We start from the raw sequence: 20,733 nt of genomic DNA on the forward strand, positions 1-20,733 counted from the left end.
CATCATGAGAACCAAGATAAACAGCATATTACTTGTACTGGCTTCAGTAATGATCACGGCCTGCAGTGATTACGTAGAAATTGAACCCGTAGGCAATACCCGGATTTTAAAGTATACCTCAGATTACAGGGCACTGGCAAATACCCAGGGGAATTTTGAAACCGCGGGGGGAATCTATCTGCTTTCAAGTGCAGAAATTGAATTTCCCGAAGACTATCAAAATTCGGTTTCCCCTATTTGGGCAAATGCCTATACCTGGCAAGACGTAATTTACAATCAATCCCAAAGCGATAATGACTGGAATAATCTATACCAGGTAATTTATAAATGCAATGTTATTATAGATGGTGTTATGGAAAGCCAGCGCGGTTCAGAAGCTGAAAAAACAGAAATCCTGACGGAAGCTTATGTGCATCGTGCTTTTGCTTATTTACAACTGGTAAATACCTATGGGCCTCAATTTGATCCTCAAGGGGCTAACACGGCTAAAGCAGTGCCTATATTGACTGCCCCAAGCTTGTATGCCGAATTGGACCGTAATACCGTAGCAGAAGTCTATGATCTTATCCTTGCAGATATTCAAAAGGCACTGGATAACAATATCCGTGAAAATACAAAATTCAATATTTTGCCTACAAAGGCCGCTGCCTACGCTATTTTAGCAAGAACCCATCTTTATATGGGGAATTATGAAGAAGCACTTGCCAATGCACTGGATGCATTGTCCCTGGAGAATGAGCTACTTGATCTAAACAGTTTTTCTTCAGAATTCGATTATCCACAGTTGTTTGACAATCCAGAGATCTTATTATCAAAAACCTTGCTTTATAACTATGATGGAGCTCCTTTATCCCAGGAACTGCTCTCGTCATTTGAAGAACAAGACCTGCGTTATGCGTACTATACCATTGACGGGAATCAGATTTACCCCAATTTTACCGGAAGAGGATTTGGGATCTCCCGATATAGTTATACTAATGGTGTAAATGTAGGCCCATCTGTGCCAGAATTGTATTTAATTGCTGCAGAAGCTTACGCAAGATCCGGGGATCTAGAGGAGGCGTTGAAATATCTTAATGATCTGCGCGAAAAAAGGTATAAAACAGGAAGTGCGTATGAGCTGAGTTCAGATTCACCTGGCGAGGTACTGGATTATGTTTTTGAGGAGCGATCTAAAGAACTTATAGGTAGAGGCTTCCGCTGGTTCGATCAAAGACGCCTTAACATGGATGCTGAAAGGCAACAAACATTTACACGGATTTTTAAAGGGGAGACTTATGTATTAGAACCTAATTCAGACGGTTACACCTTTCCTATTTTTCAAAACTATATTGACCTAAACCCCGAGTTGGGAGAGTAATACATCAAGAACCTCTGGGACAAGCCTAGGGGTTCTTGAAATCAAAAAAACATTGTGCAATTTTGAGGCATTCCTATAGCTATCGGGACGGGGGTATTAAACCCTTTGGTGGTGCCTGTAAAAACTTCTTTATGAAAAAGACAACACTGACGCTGCTCGTTGCAGCAGCACTACATAGTGGCATTTCCTTTTGCCAGGACAAAACAAATACCAGCGAGGAAGGTAGTATGCAACTCATCCTATCCAATAATTCCACTCAGGTTGATTCTGAGTTCTTACCGGGGCTCAAAAATCCTCCACAGGCAGGAAGTACGGTGCAATTTACCTATACGCCTAAAAATGATTTGGCAAGTGCCAAAGACATAAAAGGAATGGTCTACGCCTATACAGACTACGAATGGGGGTTGGATGATATTCAAATCAACAAGAAGAACGGCGTTTATACCTGTACTTACCAAATCCCCGAGGATTGCGCTTTTTTAGCTTTTAAATTTTATGCGAACAGCCCAGAGGGTACCATCTATGACACTAATGGAGATGAAGGTTATATTTTTACTACGGTCAATGCAGAAAATCAAAAAGTACCGGGGAGCGATGTTGCATGGGGCACCTTTAGAAATGTCAACCTTAATAGTGAATTTGCAGGCTATTTCAGGGAATTTACCATCACCGATGAGGCCTCCGAATTTTGGATAAAGAAAGAAATTCAGGAACATCCTGAAAACTTCCCGCTTTTTGTGGACACCTATTTTAAAATAGCTAAACTAAGGGTTCCTGAAAAATTTGATACCATTGCCCGTATGCTTGGAAAGCAATTTTTAGATAATTATACCAATCTTACCGAGGATCAGTATATTAAAATGCAACAGTTATATGCCTTTGATTTAAATGATAAAAAAATAGGTGATTCGCTTCAAAACTTAATCTTAACGCGATTTCCTAAAGGATATACCGTACAGCTCAAAGCCTTTCAGAAAGCCTCAGAAATTGCGGATGATTCAGAAAAAATAAAAGAGTTTGAAGCATTTATCAAAGAATATCCGGTAGGAGATTATGACGGAGATCAGCCGTTTTTCTACAGGACGATATTTAACCTTTTGTTTGAGCATTATTTTAATAACCAACAATACGATAAACTAAGGGCTTTGCTACCAATGATGACCTTTGCCAATTTGATTGAAGGCTATCACTTTACGGTTTCTAAAGCCTATCATTTTAAATCTGTTCCCCTACCGGTTTTAAATGACTTATCACAGGTGATGATCGCAGATTTGCGTGCTAAACTCAATGATTCGTCTTATGCCTATGGACTTTATATGTCCCCGCAGCAAGCTCTGGAAAATGCTGTAGATCAGTTAGACCGAAAACTAAAAGTACAGATTCGTATCTCGTTTGACCTGAACAATCCCGGTGATGTGATCAAATATGGCAATTATCTTTCTGAAGCTACTAAGTTTAAAGATTCTGAGATTAATGAAGTCTATATTAAAGCCTTACAACAGGAACAGAAAGAGGTAATACCTGCACTGGAATCTGCTGCTGCAAATAACGCCCTAACCCCACAATTGACCGTGCTTTTAAAAGAAACGTATATCGCAAAAAAAGGGAACGATACCGGTTTTGATGCTTATTTAAACAGCTTTAAAAACAAGGGCTTTAAAGATAGGATCCAGAGTGAACTTATTAATGAAGAATCCCCAGCATTGATTTTTGAAGACCAAAAAGGAAAAGAGGTTAGGATCCCTTCAGAAGATAAAATCATCGTTCTGGATTTTTGGGCAAATTGGTGCGCACCGTGCAAAAAGTCGTTCCCGGCAATGCAGCAACTTGTTGAAAGATATCAAAATGATAAAAGTGTCGCCTTTTATTTTATTAATACCAATGAGACCTCCAAGGACTATAAAGCGGTTAGTGCGTCCTACTTCAAAAAAAACGAACTGGAGAACCTTATGGTTTTATTCGATAAGAAAGCTGAAAATAAAAGGATGAACAGCATGACCTTTTCAAAATTTGCTTCTTTATTTAATTCCAGCGGTATCCCAAGAAAAGTGGTGATCAAAAACGGGAAAATACGGTTCACTGCTGAAGGCTATTCCGGCAACCCGGATGAATTGAAAGATGAGATCAACACGATTGTTGAATTGCTAAAAGCCGAAAATTAATATGAATAAAAAAACGATACTCTGCATTTCTATTTTTTTAGGATTGCAGAGTCTTTTTGCTCAAAAGAAAGATATAGATAGTACTGCCTATCAACAGTGGAAGTATATCACCTCCTCAGAACTTTCTTATACCGGAGGCTGGATGGCCTACAACACGGTTTATCAGGATTTTGAAAAGGAAAATCCTGCGCAAACTTATATCGTCAATACTAAATCCTTAGAAACGCAAGTTCTAGAGGAGGTAAATTCGCTAAAATTTGTGGGTACCGGTAATTGGGTATTTTACGAAAAACAAGGGGAAAATTACCTGCAAAATTTGCAAACACAAACCATTAGGCCTTGGAAGACTGAAGCCTATACCAGTTCTCTTCCCAATACCGATTTTCTGTATTATACTCATTTTAAGAATTCTCCTGACAATGCGAATACACAATTGGTCATTTATGATCTTAAAAAAAATGACAGTACGAGTATCGACAAACTGCTTTTTTATAATTTTTACGGTTTAGATAGCATTGTGTATGCTCAAGTTGTAGAAGACAAGGCATTTTTAAAGACCGGTCCAATTAATGGCCCTTATCAAACCATCTACAGCTGTACAGCTTCAGAATTTGGTGATTATCAGCTAAACCCGGATGGATTATCCGGGACATTTACTACAAAATCAAACGGACAGATAAAGTTTCTTCATCATTTCGATTTAAAATCAAAAAAACAAGAGGTTGTTTTAGATTTTGAAAAACTTCAATTAGACGATTCAAGATATTCCATATCTCGAAAAGCTTATCCTTTAATTGAAGAAACTCGCTTTGTGTATTTACAATTAGAAGCTGAATTTGATAAATATGGCTCACAAAGAATCCCAGAAAGTAATGTGGATATCTGGAAATGGGACGAAGGCACTATGCTGCGTAGGGAAGCCAAAATACGTCACTCCAAACCTTTGAGAAAAGACCCGGTTTATGTGTACGATTTAAAGACCAAAGAACTTAAAGAACTGGCTACCGACTATGACCATCTTATTCAGCCCAATACCATTAACTTTTCAAAATTTTTCAGAACCGATAACACTCCTTACCTTACCGAGGTGGATTGGGAATTTAATGAGCGGCACGATTTATATATCGTAGATGCCATTAGTGGGAACGAACAACTTGTTAGAAAAGGCATAAACAACAATCCAATATGGAGCCCTTCCGGGAAATATGCTGTGCTGTTTGATGAAGTAGAAGAAACCTGGCTGGTTTATAATGCTACTGTACCAGAGCAGGGTTTTATCTCCCTTCTTATCAACAATCGGGAGTCTTTTGTAGATCAGTCGCAGGATTTCGGAGCTCGTAAAGATCCCTACGGCGTAGCTGGATGGATAGATAATGGTAATATAGTACTTCTTTATGATCAGTATGACATTTGGGCTTTTGACCCTGCTGGAAAACAAAAACCTTATTGCATAACAAAAGAATATGGCCGTAAACATAAGGTGGAGCTACGCTTTAATAGCAATGCTTATATTGAAAAGGTAGATCTAGATGGTATTATCTTAAAAGGCTTTAATACCCATACCAAAGCAAAAGGGATTTATCGCTTAAGCGCTAAACGATTAGAATCTCTGGCTAGTAACGATGATTATAGTTTTGATCTGGTTTCCACTTCTGGAAATAACAAAAGGTACTTATTTACGAAAGAGAATTTTAAAACATTTCCTGATTTATGGATAACAAATCAAGACTTTGTGAAACAGGCAAGGCTTACCGAAATTAACCCTCAGCAGCAGAATTATAAATGGGGCGAAGCAAAACTTATTTCCTGGGAGAATTTTAATGGGCAACCCAATGAAGGTATTTTATATGTCCCCGAAGATTATGATGCTTCTAAAACCTATCCTCTGATCGTTCATTTTTATGAAAAGCATTCGCAGGACTTACACGACTATCACGCACCGGAATACAGCTCTAGCAATATCAACATTCCTACCTATTTAAGTGAGGGGTATGTGGTGTTTCAACCAGATATTCATTATAGTTATAATGATCCCGGCCTTAGTGCGTACAATTGTGCCGTAAGCGGTTTGGAATATTTAATTGACAAAAATATTACTGAAAAGGGAAAAATAGGTATTCAGGGACATAGTTTTGGAGGCTATGAAACTTCTTTTTTAATCACCAAAACCGATTTATTTACCTGTGCGATCGTAGGATCTGGGGTCTCTAACTTTACTTCAAGCTATCTTGGATATAGAGGCAATGGATTATCTAATATGTTTAAATATGAAGTAGATCAATACAGAATGCAAGGCTCCCTTTTTGAAAACAAGGATGCCTACATTCGCAACTCGACTGTTTTTCATGCCGATGCTATTTCTACTCCGGTTTTAATCTTTCATAATGAAGGGGATAGCTCGGTTCCTTTTGAAGAAGGATTGAGTCTCTTTTTTGCTTTACGACGGCTTGCTAAACCCGCATGGTTAATCAATTATAAAGAAGAAAGGCACACCCTGGCCGAATTAGCCAATCAAAAAGACTGGACTATAAGAATGCAGCAGTTTTTTGATTATTATCTTAAAGATCGGGAGAAACCAGACTGGATGTGATTTTTTCACCCTGTCCTGTATTTGGAGTATTTATGTTGGTTAAACGGCACTGCTCTTAAATATATTGGAATTATGCATAAATGTTCGCAACTACTTCATATTTTATAATAGTTGCGAACATTTATATTAAGAACTGTATTGGAAATCAGCCCTTCAGTCAGGAAGGATTATTTAGCTTTTTACTTTTAGAAAACGCGGTTTTTGAGGTAGTTTGCCATTTTAGTTTAGGGATATTTTAATTCCAATCCCACAACAGAATATTCCATTCATCAGTTTGATCAGTAAAAGTATAGATGGTTTTAAACCCTAATTTTTCATGGGCACGTATGGACGGGAGATTACTTGAAGAAACTTCGGTTACACAATAGTCATAATACTTTGAATATTCTTCCTTATGCTTTTCATAGAGTTTTTTAAAAATTCCTTTTCTTTTAAAATCGTCCTGAACACATATTTGCCCCATTACATAATAGTGTAGCTTATCCAGTTTTTGTCCGTTACACTCTATTACTGAAAATGTTTCGAACATTGGGATAAGTACAGGAATTAAATCTCTAAACTCTTTTAACATCACCAGCGCATAGCCAACAACCTGGTCGTCCATTTTTGCAATAACTTGTTTTGCTCTGGAATTCATTTTTTCAATGACTTCATAAGTGTGTGTTACGGTTACAAATCCGTTTGTCTTTGATGATTCACAGGATAAACTGTTTAATTGATTTTCCTTTTGAATTCGGAGAATGTCGAGCAATTCAGATTTTTTATCAGCAAGTTTAAGCTCCATATTTTAAAATTTTGGCTAAGGTTTTTCGTAGATAGTCTGTCAGGATATTATTGTTATTTTTTCGATTAATTTCTTTCTAATCTATCAATTCAATTTTGAGTTATTCTAATTCCTTGTTTTTTGGGAGTTTGATATTTCAATTACGTATTTTTGATATGTTACTTTATATTTCTTTCGTTTTGGTAAATTTTATAGAATTCGTTATAACCCTATAAAAATATTCTTTTTTAATGCTATTAGTCGGATAGCGAAACTTTTAAGTGCTTTAATTTTTTTATCAGAAAAATGATTTGCCCCAAATTAAAATTTATTGGGCTATTACATCTTTATTTTCTTACGCTCTATATTAAGTTTAGGTCTCAAGCCCTAACCAGTCAAATAAAAAGTATTACAAAACTTCCAGAAGCCATAGCAGCTTTTAAAAGTCAGTTCTAAAAATTGATCAGTAAAAGGAATTAGGGAATAAAGCGGAACTTAAATGTACTAAGTAATGTATCCATTGGTACAAAGAATGGTAAAAGTTCTTTATGAAGAACACAAATCAAATGATGATTAACCGATTTCGAACAATCTGATAGACAGCTTTGTAAGGTTTGTGATGAATGCCTAAATTGTAAAAGCCAACCCTTAAATCTACCAACCATGAGATTAATGAACAGTTTTCGGCAGAAAATCCTGATAGCCTTAATCACCGCATGTTGTGCTATGGCACTGCTATCCCAGATTTATATACTTCCCGATTGGATGGGACTACCTTTGCTTATCTTAGGGTGCCTTCTAATATGCTTGTTGTTTGTTAGTTTTTTAAAGTCATTTTTATAAAAACTAACGCGAGAAGTGGTAATTAACTTTTTATGGCCAACATATAGGTCCAGAAAATAAAAAAGAGTTGCAAAGGTATTCTGAAAAATAGATAATTAAGTCCGTTACCCTCAAAAGTACCTTTTTGATAGTCTATATTCTTTATCGCCGCATAAATGTTTGAAGGAAGAATAAGTATAAAAAATGCGATGAGTAACCAGGCGGTAATTATTTTCAATTTTGGAATAAAAAGTCCGATGGCTGCCATGATTTCAATAACGCCTGTTAGGTAAACCGTTTCGGTTTTATACGGAATAAAATCGGGTAACATCATCACCATTCCTTTGGTAAATACAAAGTGTGCGATGGCAGTAAAGACGAGCATTACCGACATGGCTATTCTACCCGATAAGGCAAATTTGTAATTACCACTAAAGATTTTAGTGATCACCAAAGAGACAGCAAATACAGAAAGTAGCACAATTAAGGGTTTCATGATATTATAGTTTTTAGTAAATTATAGTCATTTTCTCTTGTTCTTTATAAAGTGTTTAAATAAAGTTTACTCGATATCGAGAGTAAATGCTTCGATCCAGTCCTGATAGCTATAGGGATCGAGATACCTTGAAATAAAATGATTTTCGAATAAATGTCTCATGGGCTTGCCCTGAGGTAGTTTACTTTTTGAGTTTTTCATTAAAATCTTCAAACAGATTTTCCTGTCCTACAATGATGTCTTTAACTTCAAAATACGGAACCCCATAAACTTTTGTATCACGTAGCAATTCGATCAGTAATTTATAATCGTCCAAATTGGTGGTGCTAATCAGCATAAAATCTGAAACAGAAGAATGAAAATACTCACTGTCGAAGAGCCGAACATTTACCGTTTCACTTACCCTAATAAAAATTGGGGTGAGTTCTTTTTCAACAAATTTACTGCGTTCAGATCTGGTTAGGGAAAGCCAGCTAGAGGTGGCATTCATCAATACCAAAATGGTATAAGGTTTTTGTTTCATAGTATTTTTGTTGGTCTGAGCACTTGCCGTTAGTGACAATGCGAGGAATAAAGTTGAAATTAGTTGCTTCATTGTGCAATGTTTTGATGAAACAAAGTTGCAGCACGAAAAGAATAATTCCATTTACATAGGTTGATAAATGCTATTTACCGGAACGTTTTTTTCTGATACGGCTAAGTTGCGTAGGGGTAATACCCAAATACGAAGCGATATGATATTGCGGAATTTGCTGTTCTAACTTCGGAAATTCCTTTTGAAAAATCCCATAGCGTTTATCGGCATCTAACAAAACAATTTCTATTTCCCGTTGTTCTTTCTGTACAAAAAACTGTTCAGCTAAAATTCTTGCGGCGCGTTCCAGATCAGGACAGGTATTGTATAATTTTTGAATGTCGGCGAAACTGGCAACCTGTAGACTACAATCGGTAAGTGCTTCCTGTATAATTTGATTGGGCTTTCCCGTGATTAGAGAAGCATAACCGCCAATAAAGCAGGGATTAATAAATATATGTTTATTATACTCTACAGCTTCATGGTTTCTATAAAACGCCCGAACAATTCCACTTTCCAAGAATCCAATATCTTTAGCGATTTGCCCATCGGCAATAAAACAGTCCCCTTTTTTTAATATTTTCGGTGTAAACAAGGCCTCGAATTTTTCCCAATTTTCGGGAGAAATCGATGTTAATTTCTGAAAAAATGCTTTTAAGTCGGTCATTTTTCTGTCTCGTTGAGGTTTACCGTTTGTAAATCATTGCAAGCCATCCCTAAATTAATTAAAAACAATGAAAATCAGTTTGTTGTAGTTGTGGGGTTTTTACTGCTATGGCGTAGTTAAGTTATGTTTTTAGCCTAATATTCCTTTAAAAATAGGTGTTTTCTAAGAAGGAAGAATTTGTAGTTACCAGCATCAAATACAAGTCGGGCCTGTTTTTAAGTTCTTCCCTAAGCCGTGAATATGCAATACGCAATTGAGCCTCGACAGTTTTGGTTGAAATTTGTAATTTTTTGGCTATTTCTTTATGTGAATATCCCTGCTTTTTGTGCATGGTAAAAATAAGTCTGCATCGCTCCGGTAGTGCCTCAACAGCTTTAGCAACAAGGGTAAGCTTATGCTCAAGCAAATCGTCTGGTTCTTCTAAAAGATTGGTGATGGTTTCATTTTTAAGTTGATCCAGATAGGTTTGCTGTTTCTTTTTTTTCCGATAATTGTCTATAAACAGGTTGTAAGCAGTACTGTACGTATAGCTTTTAATAGATGTGTTTAAGTTAAGCGTATCTTTTTTTTCCCAAAGTTTAATAAATGTACTCTGTGCAATATCTTCAGCATCAGCCGCTTTATCTACATATTGCATTAGGTAGGCTACTAGGGGTTGGTATAATGCTTCAAAAATTAGGGTAAACGAACGCTCATCACCTTTTTTAAGCAACTCGTTTAGGGCCTTGTTGTTCATAGGGATCACACATTATGAAGTAAAGGTTAAAAAAAAATTAATTTTTTTTAAGGGATATGAGTTTTTTTTTCGTCACTAGGGTGATTTATGATTGTAAAGCATGAAAAACGTTGATAATTTAATACAAAAATTTCAGAATCATTGCATAAGTGATGAGGAATTGCAACAGCTTGAGCAGTGGGTAAAAAGCAGTAAACGCAACACTTATTATTTTAAAAATGCGATTGAACAGGATTACCTGTTAACAGCCTATAGCCGCCAGGACGAAAAATTACCTAAGCTCGACGATATATTTCGACAGACAAAACCTTCTCCTAAAAGGGCTATGCCAGCTGCGGTTTTCAAATATGCAGCTATTTTAGTAGTGGGGCTTTTTACAGCCGCTTTGGGCTTTTTCTATTTTAATAACCAGACAGAAGAAACATATAATCCGGGTGGGATTACATTTACCTACTCAAACGGAGAAACCATTAGCATTGATGAGAATGGGCAAGGCACACTAACCGATAAGTCTGGAAATGCGTTGGGAGTCCAGAAGCAGGATGAACTGGATTTTACGGCTTCAACTACCAAGTCTACGACCTATAATACCCTAAAAGTGCCTCGCGGAAAGCGTCTTAATCTTTTGCTGGCAGACGGTAGCCGGGTTTTTCTAAATTCTGAAAGTACGTTGCGTTTTCCGGCAAATTTTCCGGATACCGGAGATAGAGAGGTTTACCTTACCGGTGAAGGCTTTTTTGATATCGCAAAAGATGCCGAACATCCTTTCCATGTAAATGCAGAAGAGCTTCAGGTGGAAGTATTAGGGACACGTTTTAATGTAAATGCTTACCACGGTTCAGAACAAATTACCACAACACTTGCTGAAGGCTTGGTAATATTACGAGACAAAAAGCAGGAGACCCGCTTAGTACCAGGAGAAGCAGGTATTTGGAAAGTAAATGAAAAGCAAATAGAAGTTAGCCAAGTGCAGGTTGCAAACAATATCGCGTGGATCGAGAACCGCCTATTGTTTATTGATGAACCCTTTGAGACCATCATTGAAAAAATAGAGCGTAGCTACGGGGTAAAAATTATCAATAATAACCCGTCTCTTGCAGCTACTCGTTTTAATGGAGATTTTGATCTCAATACAGAAGACGTAAAAGATGTACTGGACGCTTTTACAACGATCGACTTTTTTGAATATTCCTACAAAAACAACATAATAACAATTAATTAATCGCCTATGAATTAAAATTCCAACTCACAAAAAAAGAGGATGCGCCAACATCCTCTCCAACTCACAATTAATTATTTCCTACAACAATTAATAGTTTTCAAAATTATGAAAATAAAACATTTAAAGATGAAGGCTTCGGTCATTTTAACCTTGTTTTGTGCCTTGCAAATGGTAGCGCTAAATAGTAGTGCCCAGAAATTCAGTATTAATCTGGAAGACGTTAAAGTCGCTACAGTAATCGATCAAATTAAAAAGCAAAGCGATTATAAATTTTTCTATCGTGAAGATTTACTACAGGACGATTGGAAGGTAACGGTGCAAACAACTAGTGCAGCTATTGAAGATGTACTAAAACAACTCTTTAATGATTTACCAGTAGATTATATCATCAAGAAAAAACAGATCATTCTTAAAGCCAAAACGCCTATTAATACCAATGATCAACCAGCTAATGATACGGGTAGTTTAGAACAACAAGAAATTCACGGTAGTGTTAATGACCCAAATGGATATCCGCTGATGGGAGTAACCGTGTGGCGCAAAGGTACACGTACCGGTACGGTAACTAACGAAAAAGGTAACTACCGCATACAGGCAGCAAAGGGAGACACATTGGTATTTAGTTTTTTAGGTTTTAAAAAGCAGGAGCGACTGGTAGGGGAAGAGAGTACCTTAGACATACTAATGCAGGAAGATGTGAATAGTCTGGGAGAGGTAACCGTGCTATCTACCGGTTACCAGAGTATTGAAAAAGAGCGTGCTACGGGTTCATTTTCAGTAATTAAGTCTGAAGAATTAAAGAAAGTTCCAGTAAATAATGTCATGCATCAGCTAGAGGGAAGGGTTGCCGGTTTACAGGTAGAACTACTTGAATCTGATAATACTTTTGTGTACAGCAACCTTACGCCTGAAATAGAAGGGAATACAAGCTACAATTTTAGAATTCGCGGGCAGTCGACCTATCAGGCTAATGATGATCCACTTTTGGTAATTGATGGGGTTCCTTCTGAACTGGATATCAAAAACCTGAATTCTAACGATATTGAAAAAATTACCTTCTTAAAAGATGCCGCTTCGGCTTCTATTTATGGAGCCAGGGCAGCCAATGGAGTTATTGTAATCGATACTAAAAAAGGAAAAAAAGGAGCAACACGTATTAATTTTTCTCAAAACTATACCTTTTCCAGTAAGCCCTCATTGTCTAGTCTTCCCCTAATGAACGCTAGTCAGATTATTGATTTGGAACAGGAGCTTGTTGATAAGAACATTATTTTTGACCCATTAACAGCTGGTAGCTTATACAGTTCGGTGCCGGTAAGTACAGGTGTAGAACTTTTATTACAAAATAAACGAGGTACACTTACTGATGCTGAACTTGAATCTCAACTCGCTGTGCTACGCGGTCGTAATAATTACAATCAGATTGAAGATTATCTGCTTCAGGCAGCTTCATCTACGACCTATAACCTGTCATTAAGTGGTGGGGCAGATACTTATTCCTATTTTACTTCGGCTTCTTATGCAAAAGAAGAAACTCAAAGTAAAGGGGTAGACGGCAAGCGCCTAACCCTAACGGCGAATCAAAATTTCAAGTTGTTTGACTTCGCAAAAGTATCAACCAGTCTTAAAGGCTCGTTTTTTGATTTTAATAAAAACGGTTTAGGAGTTAGCCCTTTAATCGCCTCACGGACCACGTTTTTACCTTATGATCAGATTGTGGATGAAGAAGGTAATTCCGTAGATTATTATCGTGCTTTTTATAGTGCCGACAGTCAGCGTTTTGAGGAAGCCGGTTATTTACCCTGGACCTACAATTACCTGGATGAAATGAACAATTCAAATAAAGGGATTAAAGAACAGAATTATTCCGCCAATATTAGTGTAACCTTACCCCTTTTGGAAGGTTTATCGGCTATGGGAACATATTTTGTTGAGCGATCAGTTAAAAAAATAGATAATATTTTTAATGAAAATACTTTTTATACCCGAGACCGAATCAATCAGGCTACATACCTTGATCCTGCTACCCAACAGTTATCACGTGGTATTCCTTTGGGAGGGATTTATGAGAAAAGTGAGTATACTGATGGCAGCCAGACGATGCGTGGGCAGCTTAATTTCGATAATGTCTATGGTAAGCATGCAATAAATGCAATTGCAGGTATAGAATTACGTCAAATACGTACTGAAGTATCAGCCGGTACCCTTTATGGTTATAATGAACGTACACAGCGTTCTATAGATTTACCGTCGACTACTTATACCAATGTATACGGATCCAATACTAATATCAAGTATAATTCTCAAGCGACCAGCCAAAGACGACGGTTTTTATCCTATTACGGAAATGCGGCCTATACTTTTGATAGTAAATACGTGCTCTCAGGTAGTGTGCGATTAGATGATTATAATAATTTTGGTGTTGATAAAAGCTATAGACGTACTCCTTTATGGTCTACAGGTTTAAAATGGAACATGAGCCGTGAAGATTTCTTAAAAGATGTGGAGACCATCGATAACCTGAGCTTTAGGGCTACTTACGGTTTTAATGGAAACATCAGCCTTACTACTTTTCCTTTTACAAACATTTCAATTGCAGATATTGACTATAACCTGTCTAGATTGCCTTATGCGTTTATCGCTGCTCCGGCAAACCCAGCTTTAAGATGGGAAAAGACTGGGGTACTTAACTTTGGGCTTGATTTTAACCTTTTTGACAACAGGCTTGGAGGGAGCGTGGAATATTACATCAAAAAAAGCGATGACCTGATACAAGATTTTCCGGTTTCTGACTTTTATGGGGTGCCTAATAACACACTTACCCGCAACACGGCAACCTTGCGAGGAACAGGAATAGACCTTAATCTTAATGGAGAATGGTTACGAACAACAGATTTTAGTATCAATTCTACCTTTATTCTATCATATAACAAGAATGAAGTTACAGATTCGCGTTATGAGAATTATGCTACCTATCTCAACGGTTCTGGTAGTACCCCGCCTATTGTAGGATACCCGCTTAACAGCATTTTTGCTTTTAGGTCTGCCGGTCTTGATGAGAACGGTTCAACCCTAATATATGATCGTAATCAAGAGATTGTAAACGCATATACACCGATAACAGAGATAGAGGATATGAAGTATATGGGAACAAGAACTCCAAAATATTACGGAAGTTTTGCCACTACATTTACCTATAAAAAACTGTCACTTTACGCACTGGCTACTTATAAGCTGGATTATGTGTTATTTAAACCCAGCTTTGGGAGCTATGTGTCACGTTATGGTTCATTTAACGGTTATAATTTGAGCACCGATATCGCAGACCGTTGGAGGGAGCCAGGTGATGAGGCTACTACTAACGTGCCAGGAGCACAGGGTCTTGGAGGCTACAGTTTAAGTCGTTATTTGTACAGTGATAAACAAGTAATTGATGGTGATCATATACGCTTACGTGAGGTCTCTTTAAGCTATGACTTTTCAGATCTTATTGCCGATACCTTTATACGTAACGCTTCACTATCATTTACAGCACGTAACCTGGGCTTGATTTGGAGAGCAAATAATGATGATATAGATCCAGATTTTCTACCTATGACTAGCGGAAACCTAATACGTATACCTCCTACGGCAATGTATTCAGTAGGTGTAAATCTTAATTTTTAATTCCATGATTATGAAAAGACATTATTTATATATCCTATTCCTTTTGATTAATGTGGTTTTTATAAGCTGCGATGATTATGTTGATATCAAAACCGAAGGACGCCTATATCCTGAAGAAACTGAAAATTACCGCTATCTCTTAAATAATACTGTTGTTTTTGATGCGTCATATAGTTTGGTAGATGTTGCTTCAGATGATATTTTAATGAGTGATGAGTATGCAACCTACTTTGAGAATAATTATGGTTCGTCAGATTATTACCGTCCTTTTAAAGAAACTTATAAATGGGCAGATTCTATTTACTATACAGGCGAAAAGGACAACGATCTTAACGTGATGTATCAGGGGCTTTATACGGCCAATGTTGTGATTGCAGAAGTGTTGGACAGCAATAACGGTACTGAAGCACAGAAATCTGCATTACGTGCAGAAGCTTTGGTACACAGAGCGTATACCTTTTTTAATTTGGTAAACATTTTTGGAAAGGCTTATGACGCTGAAACTTCAGCAACAGATCTTGGAATTCCTCTGCTTACTGAACCTACAGTGACTGAGGATATTACCCGAGCAACGGTTAAAGAAGTTTATGATCAGATTGTTAGTGACCTTCAAATGGCTATAGAAGGAGGCCTGCCCGCTACGCGTACTGGTACTGAAGTAGGTTTCCCATCGCTGGCCAGTGCCCATGCCTTACTGGCGCGTACCTATTTATATATGGAACGCTATGAAGAAGCTAAAGCACAAGCCGAAAGTGCACTGAGTTTACAAAACACGCTGCTTAATATGGAGGATTACATCAATACCTCAGATGGAGGCTGGCCAAGGCGTATTGAAAATCCGGAGTTGATTTTATCGAAAAAGAGCATCAGTTCCTATGCGTATGCACCTTCATTGCTTATGCTGAACCAAGAGTTGTTAGATAGCTTTGAAGAAGAAGATTTACGTTATCAATTTTTTACCCGTCCGATAAGCGATATGACCTACAATGCAGTAAGTGGAGGAAGGGCGTATTGCATACAACGTCTAACCGGTGAAGCCCGTAATGCCGGGCCAACAGTTCCTGAAATGTTACTTATTAAAGCAGAGGCTGAGGCCCGTGCAGGCGACGAAGAAGCAGCTACGACCAGCATCAATACCCTTCGTAAAGCGCGGTTTAGGACTGAAGACTACGAGCCACTTACTGCTGCAAATGCAGAAGAGGCTTTGGTAAAAGTATTGGCAGAGCGACGTAAGGAACTTATGGCAAAAGGAGGTTTTCGTTGGTTTGATCTAAAGCGTCTTAATAAAGATCCACGTTTTGCAAAGACCATTACCCACAAATATATAGACAACGTATATACGCTTGAGCCGAGGGGAGATCGTTACCAATTTCCTTTTGCTTCCAGTTTATTCCAATACGCATCTAATCTGGAACAAAACCCCTAAAATTAAATGATGAGTATTTTAAACAAATTAAGCTTAACACGCCTTGCTTTAGTTCTTTTTCTAGTGCTAAACCTTACAGCAGATCTTTTTGGTCAATCTCAGGATAAGACGTTTAGCGTGGAACCAAAATTTCCCAAAGCGGGAGATAAGGTGACTATAAGTTATAATGCCTCGCAAACACCCTTAAAGGATCATGACGAAATAAGTGCTGTAGTTTATACTTACGCAGATTTTAAATGGAATGTACAAGACGCCGCACTTAAGCTTAACGATAATAATACCTGGCAAACTCAGATTGAGTTGGAGCCGGGTATTGCACTGATCAATTGCGTTTTTTATGATGATGAAATACAGGATCGTGGTGGTACAACGACCTATACCTGGATGATTAGCAAAGCCCCCGGTTCGTATTCGGGCTGGGGTATTATGCGGAACCCTAACATCAACGAAGACTTTCCGCAACAACTGGATTCTTTAGCCAATATTGAAGATGCAGTAAGCCTGATGTGGCTTAATAATGAGGTTAGGGATAACCCAAAAAGCCGTGTGCATATTTTCTATCCCGGTTTACGTTTATTGCAACGCACTCGTGAAGAAGATCAAACCGATCGTATCAAAGATGAAGTTAATTATGTGTTGACTCAGCCAGAGCTTGATCTCAACCAGCAATATGATGTACAACGCAGTTTAGGTTTAATTAGCGGGAATGAAGCCTATATAGATTCTATTCAGAATGTTTTGATTAAGAAATATCCCGATGGGGTTTTGGCGCGTGACCGTGCAATTAAAACTATCTTTCGCGAAGCCGATGTGAAAAAACGTCTGAAAGCCTATGATGCTTTTCGTAAGCAGTTTCCTGAAGAAAAATTTCAAGACGTTTATACCGATATCGAAGCGCTTTATGCAGAAAAACTATATCGCAGCGTAGCCTATACTTACATCGTTCAGGATAAAGATTACAGTTTTGTTTTTGATAATCTTAAGAATGCTTCCTATACCAATTTGGTTGATTATGCCTGGCATTTGGTGAGTATTCCGTATAACAATGAAGATATGTCTTTAGATAGTTTGCAACGCTTTGCAGACCGCATTTTTCCAGAGATTGAGCGTCATGAAAATAAGGTTCCAAAAGCTTATCGAGGAAAACTTTCGCCTAAGGAATGGAAAAAACAGGCGGTTAAAATTGCAAGTTCTGAGTATCTTACTTATGCTAAAATCCTGGATAAGCAAGGTGATTTTAAGCGTGAAGACTATTATTTGGACAAGATAGAAGACGAGTTGAAGTACGAAAATACAGAATATAATGAGCTGTATACACTGAGGCTGGTACGTGAGCGAAAATTTGGCGAAGCGGTAGACTTCATTGCAGCTTCTTTAAGACATAATAATACATCTCCTGCGATGCTTGAAGTGTTGCAAGAGCAGTATCTAAAATCGGGCAAAGCAGCATCGAATTTTGAGGCCTATGTAGAGACCCTCAAAAAAGGTGATGAAAATGAGAGTGAAAAAGAGCGTTTATTAAGCGAACTTATTAAAAAGCCTATTGAAGGATTTTCTTTGGAAAGTTCTTACGGAGGTAAGGTTAATCTTAAAGATCAATTAGGCAAAATCGTGGTGATCGACATGTGGGCAACCTGGTGCGCACCTTGTAAAAAAGCCATGCCAGGCATGAAAATGGCGGTAGAACATTATGAAGATGATGCTAATGTTAAGTTTTATTTCTTGGATACTCAGGAATACATAAAAGATTACAAAGCCAAGACCGAGGAATTTATCAAGGAAAAAGAATACCCTTTCGAGGTGCTTTACGATGCCGTAAATCCAGAAACGGGGAAGCCTGAAGCGGTGTATTCAAAGTATGCGAAAGCTTTTGAGTTTTCAGGTATTCCGCAGAAGATGATCATAGATCAAAATGGTTATTTAAGATGGCGGTCTACTGGCTATAAAGGTAGCCCTAGTGCATTGGCAGACGAGATTAAAACCATTGTCGAATATTTGAAATCTGAATCTAAATCTAAATGACTTTAGGTAGAATAGTTATAATGCTCTTCCTGTTTGGGTTAGGAACAGGTCTTTGGGGGCAGCAGTTATGGCAAGGTCAGCACCAGGCCAAACGTCTGCTTCTGGAGCATAGTCAAAATACCTCAGTTACAGATTCTATTTTTATAAGCAGTCCCGAATATTTCTACAACCGGATTCCGTTAGAGCAACGTCGGGAACAGGACAGTCTAATCTTAAAAAACGATCAATTTGGCGTTGGTCTTAAGTTGGCTGAGAACCCTGATAGTACCTTTACTGCGCGGTTTACCAATTATAAAGGTACGTTCCCGGTAGTTTTTCATCGGGTAAATAAGTTGGAACCACAAAGCTATCCGCAACACCCTAAGGGAGCATTGCCGTATGTGAGTACCGACCTTGTGTTTACCGGCAAGCAAACCGGTATTGAGTATGGAGGAACTTTGGTTATCCCAGATAATAATAAAAAGTATCCTCTCGCGTTGCTATTGAATGGTACAGGTCAGCAAGATCGAAATTATACCTATAGTGGTCATCAATTTTTTACCGTTTTGGCAGATGCTTTAGCGCGTAACGGGATCGCTTCGTTTAGAATGGACGATCGCGGAATCGGAAGTACAACCGGAGATTTTGAAACTTCTGGGATAAGTGATTTTACCGTAGATGCGTGGGAAGCGATAGAATATTTAAAGAATTGTCCTGATGTAGACAGCCGTTTTTTGGGGGTAATAGGGCATAGTGAAGGTGGTGTAGTAGCTTCGCGACTTACAGCACAGGATAAAGACGTAAAATTTATGGTGAGTCTTTCAGGGGTAGGTGTTTCTGGGTTAAAGATCCTTGATTTACAAAACACTGCGGTTTTAAAAGCCTATAAAATGCCCGACAGTCTGGTAAATCTACAGATGAGGTTATACCGCCGGTTGTTTAAAACCGTCTACCAGAATCAGGAGCCTGATAGCTTAAAATCGGAATTGCAGGACCGCGTTACAAAATGGATGCAGGATAAAAGTCCGGAAATCCTAAAAGCTCTTCAATTGGCAGATGGTCGAGACCAAACCCTGATCTATCGTTTTTACAGCAGTGCAAAAACTAAGTTGTACAAAGAAATGATTTTATATGATCCTAAAAAGTATTTACCTAAGATAGAAGTTCCTGTTCTTGTGCTCAATGGTGATGCCGATATTTTTGTGCCGGCTTCTGAAAATGTGGAGTCTTTTAAGAAGAATCTTGTAAACGCTCCCGTGGTTACCACCAAAATTTATCCAAATTTAAACCATATGTATCAGCATTGTACTACCTGCACTTCAGCAGAAATCAGTACGCTTGATGAAGTTTTTGCTCCAGAGGTAATGCAGGATATTGCAACGTGGATTTTGGAACAATACGAATAGATAAAAACTGAAAATTAGGTAGCGTACAGGTAGAAGTTTAGCCCCTAAAATAGAATTATGAGAGTATTTTTTTTGATGGTGAGTCTTTTAATAGGGCTCCAAAGTCTTAACGCACAGATTTACGATCCGGTATCTTTTGAAACTGCTGTAGAACAAAAAAATGCCGGTGAATATGAATTACAAATTAAGGTGAAGCTTGAAGCCGGTTGGCATCTCTATGCTCAACAGGTACCTGAAGGAGGGCCTATCCCTACTTCCTTTGAGTTTGAACCCTCGGTAAAGTATGAGCTTAAAGGCGAGGTTATAGAGCCCAAGGGTCACGAGGTTGATGATCCGGTTTTTGAAATGCGCATTAAGTATTTTGAAAACGAAGTACTTTTTACACAACGCATTTTACGCAAATCATCCGAGGCTTTTGATATTACTGCGGTGATGAATTATATGGTTTGTAACGATGAAAGTTGTCTTCCACCGGAAGGTAAAACGCTTCAATTTAATCTGAAGAAAGAACCGAAACAACCTGTTAAAGCAGAATCCCAGATTCAACAACCTGTTTCAGAACCTTTAGAGCAATCAAGTCCCGAGCCAAAGGAAAACGTGTCCGACAATTATAACGATACTTTTTCGTCAGAGGATACGATTTCGAACCAGCAATCGGCAGTTAAAGCCTCCGCACAAAAGGATTCGCTCTCCCGTCTTCCAACTTCAACGGTGCCCCAATCCAAATCAGCAAATGACCTGTCTCAGGAAAAAGAGCCGGAATCATCCCGTGATTTATTCACGATTTTTATCCTGAGTTTTTTAGGTGGTTTTGCAGCGTTGCTGACGCCCTGTGTGTTCCC

Annotated in this window: 14 protein-coding genes; 9 read left to right on the forward strand and 5 right to left on the reverse strand. The window is 38.1% G+C overall.

All coding sequences use genetic code 11. From position 1 onward, the window contains the following. Positions 1–4: 4 nt before the first annotated feature. The 3 genes from L1967_RS06895 to L1967_RS06905 all read left to right on the forward strand — a co-directional run bounded on the left by L1967_RS06895 (position 5) and on the right by L1967_RS06905 (position 6,112). A complete protein-coding gene (locus tag L1967_RS06895) occupies positions 5–1,360 on the forward strand; it encodes a RagB/SusD family nutrient uptake outer membrane protein (protein WP_249600993.1) in 1,356 nt (451 codons plus the stop codon). A gap of 131 nt (positions 1,361–1,491) precedes the next feature. After that, a complete protein-coding gene (locus L1967_RS06900) occupies positions 1,492–3,522 on the forward strand; it encodes a TlpA family protein disulfide reductase (protein WP_249600994.1) in 2,031 nt (676 codons plus the stop codon). 1 nt (position 3,523) lies between these two features. Next, entirely contained in the window at positions 3,524–6,112 is a 2,589-nt protein-coding gene (locus L1967_RS06905) for a S9 family peptidase (RefSeq protein ID WP_249600995.1), read from the forward strand. A gap of 235 nt (positions 6,113–6,347) precedes the next feature. Here the strand turns inward: L1967_RS06905 and L1967_RS06910 are convergent, their stop codons facing one another. From L1967_RS06910 to L1967_RS06930, 5 genes are all read right to left on the reverse strand, one after another. Further along, positions 6,348–6,896, reverse strand: a complete 549-nt coding sequence (locus tag L1967_RS06910; protein ID WP_249600996.1) for a GNAT family N-acetyltransferase — start codon at positions 6,894–6,896, stop codon at positions 6,348–6,350. Positions 6,897–7,740: 844 nt separating this feature from the next. After that, positions 7,741–8,193: a DoxX family protein gene (locus L1967_RS06915; protein ID WP_249600997.1), complete on the reverse strand. Its 453-nt coding sequence runs from the start codon at positions 8,191–8,193 to the stop codon at positions 7,741–7,743. 181 nt (positions 8,194–8,374) lie between these two features. Further along, positions 8,375–8,788 (reverse strand): darcynin family protein, encoded by a 414-nt coding sequence (locus tag L1967_RS06920; RefSeq protein ID WP_249600998.1) that lies wholly within the window; start codon positions 8,786–8,788, stop codon positions 8,375–8,377. Between the two features lie 70 nt (positions 8,789–8,858). After that, positions 8,859–9,434 carry a Crp/Fnr family transcriptional regulator gene (locus tag L1967_RS06925; protein ID WP_249600999.1) on the reverse strand — a complete coding sequence of 192 codons (576 nt, stop codon included), beginning with the start codon at positions 9,432–9,434 and terminating at the stop codon, positions 8,859–8,861. A gap of 145 nt (positions 9,435–9,579) precedes the next feature. Further along, entirely contained in the window at positions 9,580–10,170 is a 591-nt protein-coding gene (locus L1967_RS06930; RefSeq protein ID WP_249601000.1) for an RNA polymerase sigma factor, read from the reverse strand. Between the two features lie 100 nt (positions 10,171–10,270). Between L1967_RS06930 and L1967_RS06935 the strand changes: the two genes are divergently transcribed. From L1967_RS06935 to L1967_RS06960, 6 genes are all read left to right on the forward strand, one after another. Next, a complete protein-coding gene (locus tag L1967_RS06935) occupies positions 10,271–11,392 on the forward strand; it encodes a FecR family protein (RefSeq protein ID WP_249601001.1) in 1,122 nt (373 codons plus the stop codon). Between the two features lie 105 nt (positions 11,393–11,497). Then, positions 11,498–15,058: a SusC/RagA family TonB-linked outer membrane protein gene (locus tag L1967_RS06940; RefSeq protein WP_249601002.1), complete on the forward strand. Its 3,561-nt coding sequence runs from the start codon at positions 11,498–11,500 to the stop codon at positions 15,056–15,058. A gap of 10 nt (positions 15,059–15,068) precedes the next feature. After that, complete coding sequence (locus L1967_RS06945) at positions 15,069–16,484, forward strand: RagB/SusD family nutrient uptake outer membrane protein (protein ID WP_249601003.1); 1,416 nt, start codon at positions 15,069–15,071, stop codon at positions 16,482–16,484. A 6-nt stretch (positions 16,485–16,490) separates the two neighbouring features. Beyond that, positions 16,491–18,506: a redoxin domain-containing protein gene (locus L1967_RS06950; RefSeq protein ID WP_249601004.1), complete on the forward strand. Its 2,016-nt coding sequence runs from the start codon at positions 16,491–16,493 to the stop codon at positions 18,504–18,506. After that, positions 18,503–19,891 carry an alpha/beta hydrolase family protein gene (locus L1967_RS06955; RefSeq protein ID WP_249601005.1) on the forward strand — a complete coding sequence of 463 codons (1,389 nt, stop codon included), beginning with the start codon at positions 18,503–18,505 and terminating at the stop codon, positions 19,889–19,891. Before L1967_RS06950 ends, L1967_RS06955 begins: the two co-directional genes overlap by 4 nt. A gap of 57 nt (positions 19,892–19,948) precedes the next feature. Then, positions 19,949–20,733 (forward strand): protein-disulfide reductase DsbD domain-containing protein (locus tag L1967_RS06960; RefSeq protein WP_249601006.1); only part of this gene is annotated, 785 nt, incomplete at its 3' end.

This window comes from Zunongwangia pacifica (assembly GCF_023499215.1).
Classification (GTDB): domain Bacteria; phylum Bacteroidota; class Bacteroidia; order Flavobacteriales; family Flavobacteriaceae; genus Zunongwangia; species Zunongwangia pacifica.

What these genes read in the sequence shown, in the direction of transcription:
- L1967_RS06905 (WP_249600995.1), top strand. Translation starts at nt 3,524, where the DNA reads ATGAATAAAAAAACGATACTCTGCATTTCTATTTTTTTAGGATTGCAG.
- L1967_RS06940 (WP_249601002.1), top strand. Translation starts at nt 11,498, where the DNA reads ATGAAAATAAAACATTTAAAGATGAAGGCTTCGGTCATTTTAACCTTG.
- L1967_RS06950 (WP_249601004.1), top strand. Translation starts at nt 16,491, where the DNA reads ATGATGAGTATTTTAAACAAATTAAGCTTAACACGCCTTGCTTTAGTT.
- L1967_RS06930 (WP_249601000.1), bottom strand. Translation starts at nt 10,170, where the DNA reads ATGAACAACAAGGCCCTAAACGAGTTGCTTAAAAAAGGTGATGAGCGT.
- L1967_RS06910 (WP_249600996.1), bottom strand. Translation starts at nt 6,896, where the DNA reads ATGGAGCTTAAACTTGCTGATAAAAAATCTGAATTGCTCGACATTCTC.
- L1967_RS06935 (WP_249601001.1), top strand. Translation starts at nt 10,271, where the DNA reads ATGAAAAACGTTGATAATTTAATACAAAAATTTCAGAATCATTGCATA.
- L1967_RS06920 (WP_249600998.1), bottom strand. Translation starts at nt 8,788, where the DNA reads ATGAAGCAACTAATTTCAACTTTATTCCTCGCATTGTCACTAACGGCA.
- L1967_RS06945 (WP_249601003.1), top strand. Translation starts at nt 15,069, where the DNA reads ATGAAAAGACATTATTTATATATCCTATTCCTTTTGATTAATGTGGTT.
- L1967_RS06915 (WP_249600997.1), bottom strand. Translation starts at nt 8,193, where the DNA reads ATGAAACCCTTAATTGTGCTACTTTCTGTATTTGCTGTCTCTTTGGTG.
- L1967_RS06925 (WP_249600999.1), bottom strand. Translation starts at nt 9,434, where the DNA reads ATGACCGACTTAAAAGCATTTTTTCAGAAATTAACATCGATTTCTCCC.
- L1967_RS06895 (WP_249600993.1), top strand. Translation starts at nt 5, where the DNA reads ATGAGAACCAAGATAAACAGCATATTACTTGTACTGGCTTCAGTAATG.
- L1967_RS06900 (WP_249600994.1), top strand. Translation starts at nt 1,492, where the DNA reads ATGAAAAAGACAACACTGACGCTGCTCGTTGCAGCAGCACTACATAGT.
- L1967_RS06955 (WP_249601005.1), top strand. Translation starts at nt 18,503, where the DNA reads ATGACTTTAGGTAGAATAGTTATAATGCTCTTCCTGTTTGGGTTAGGA.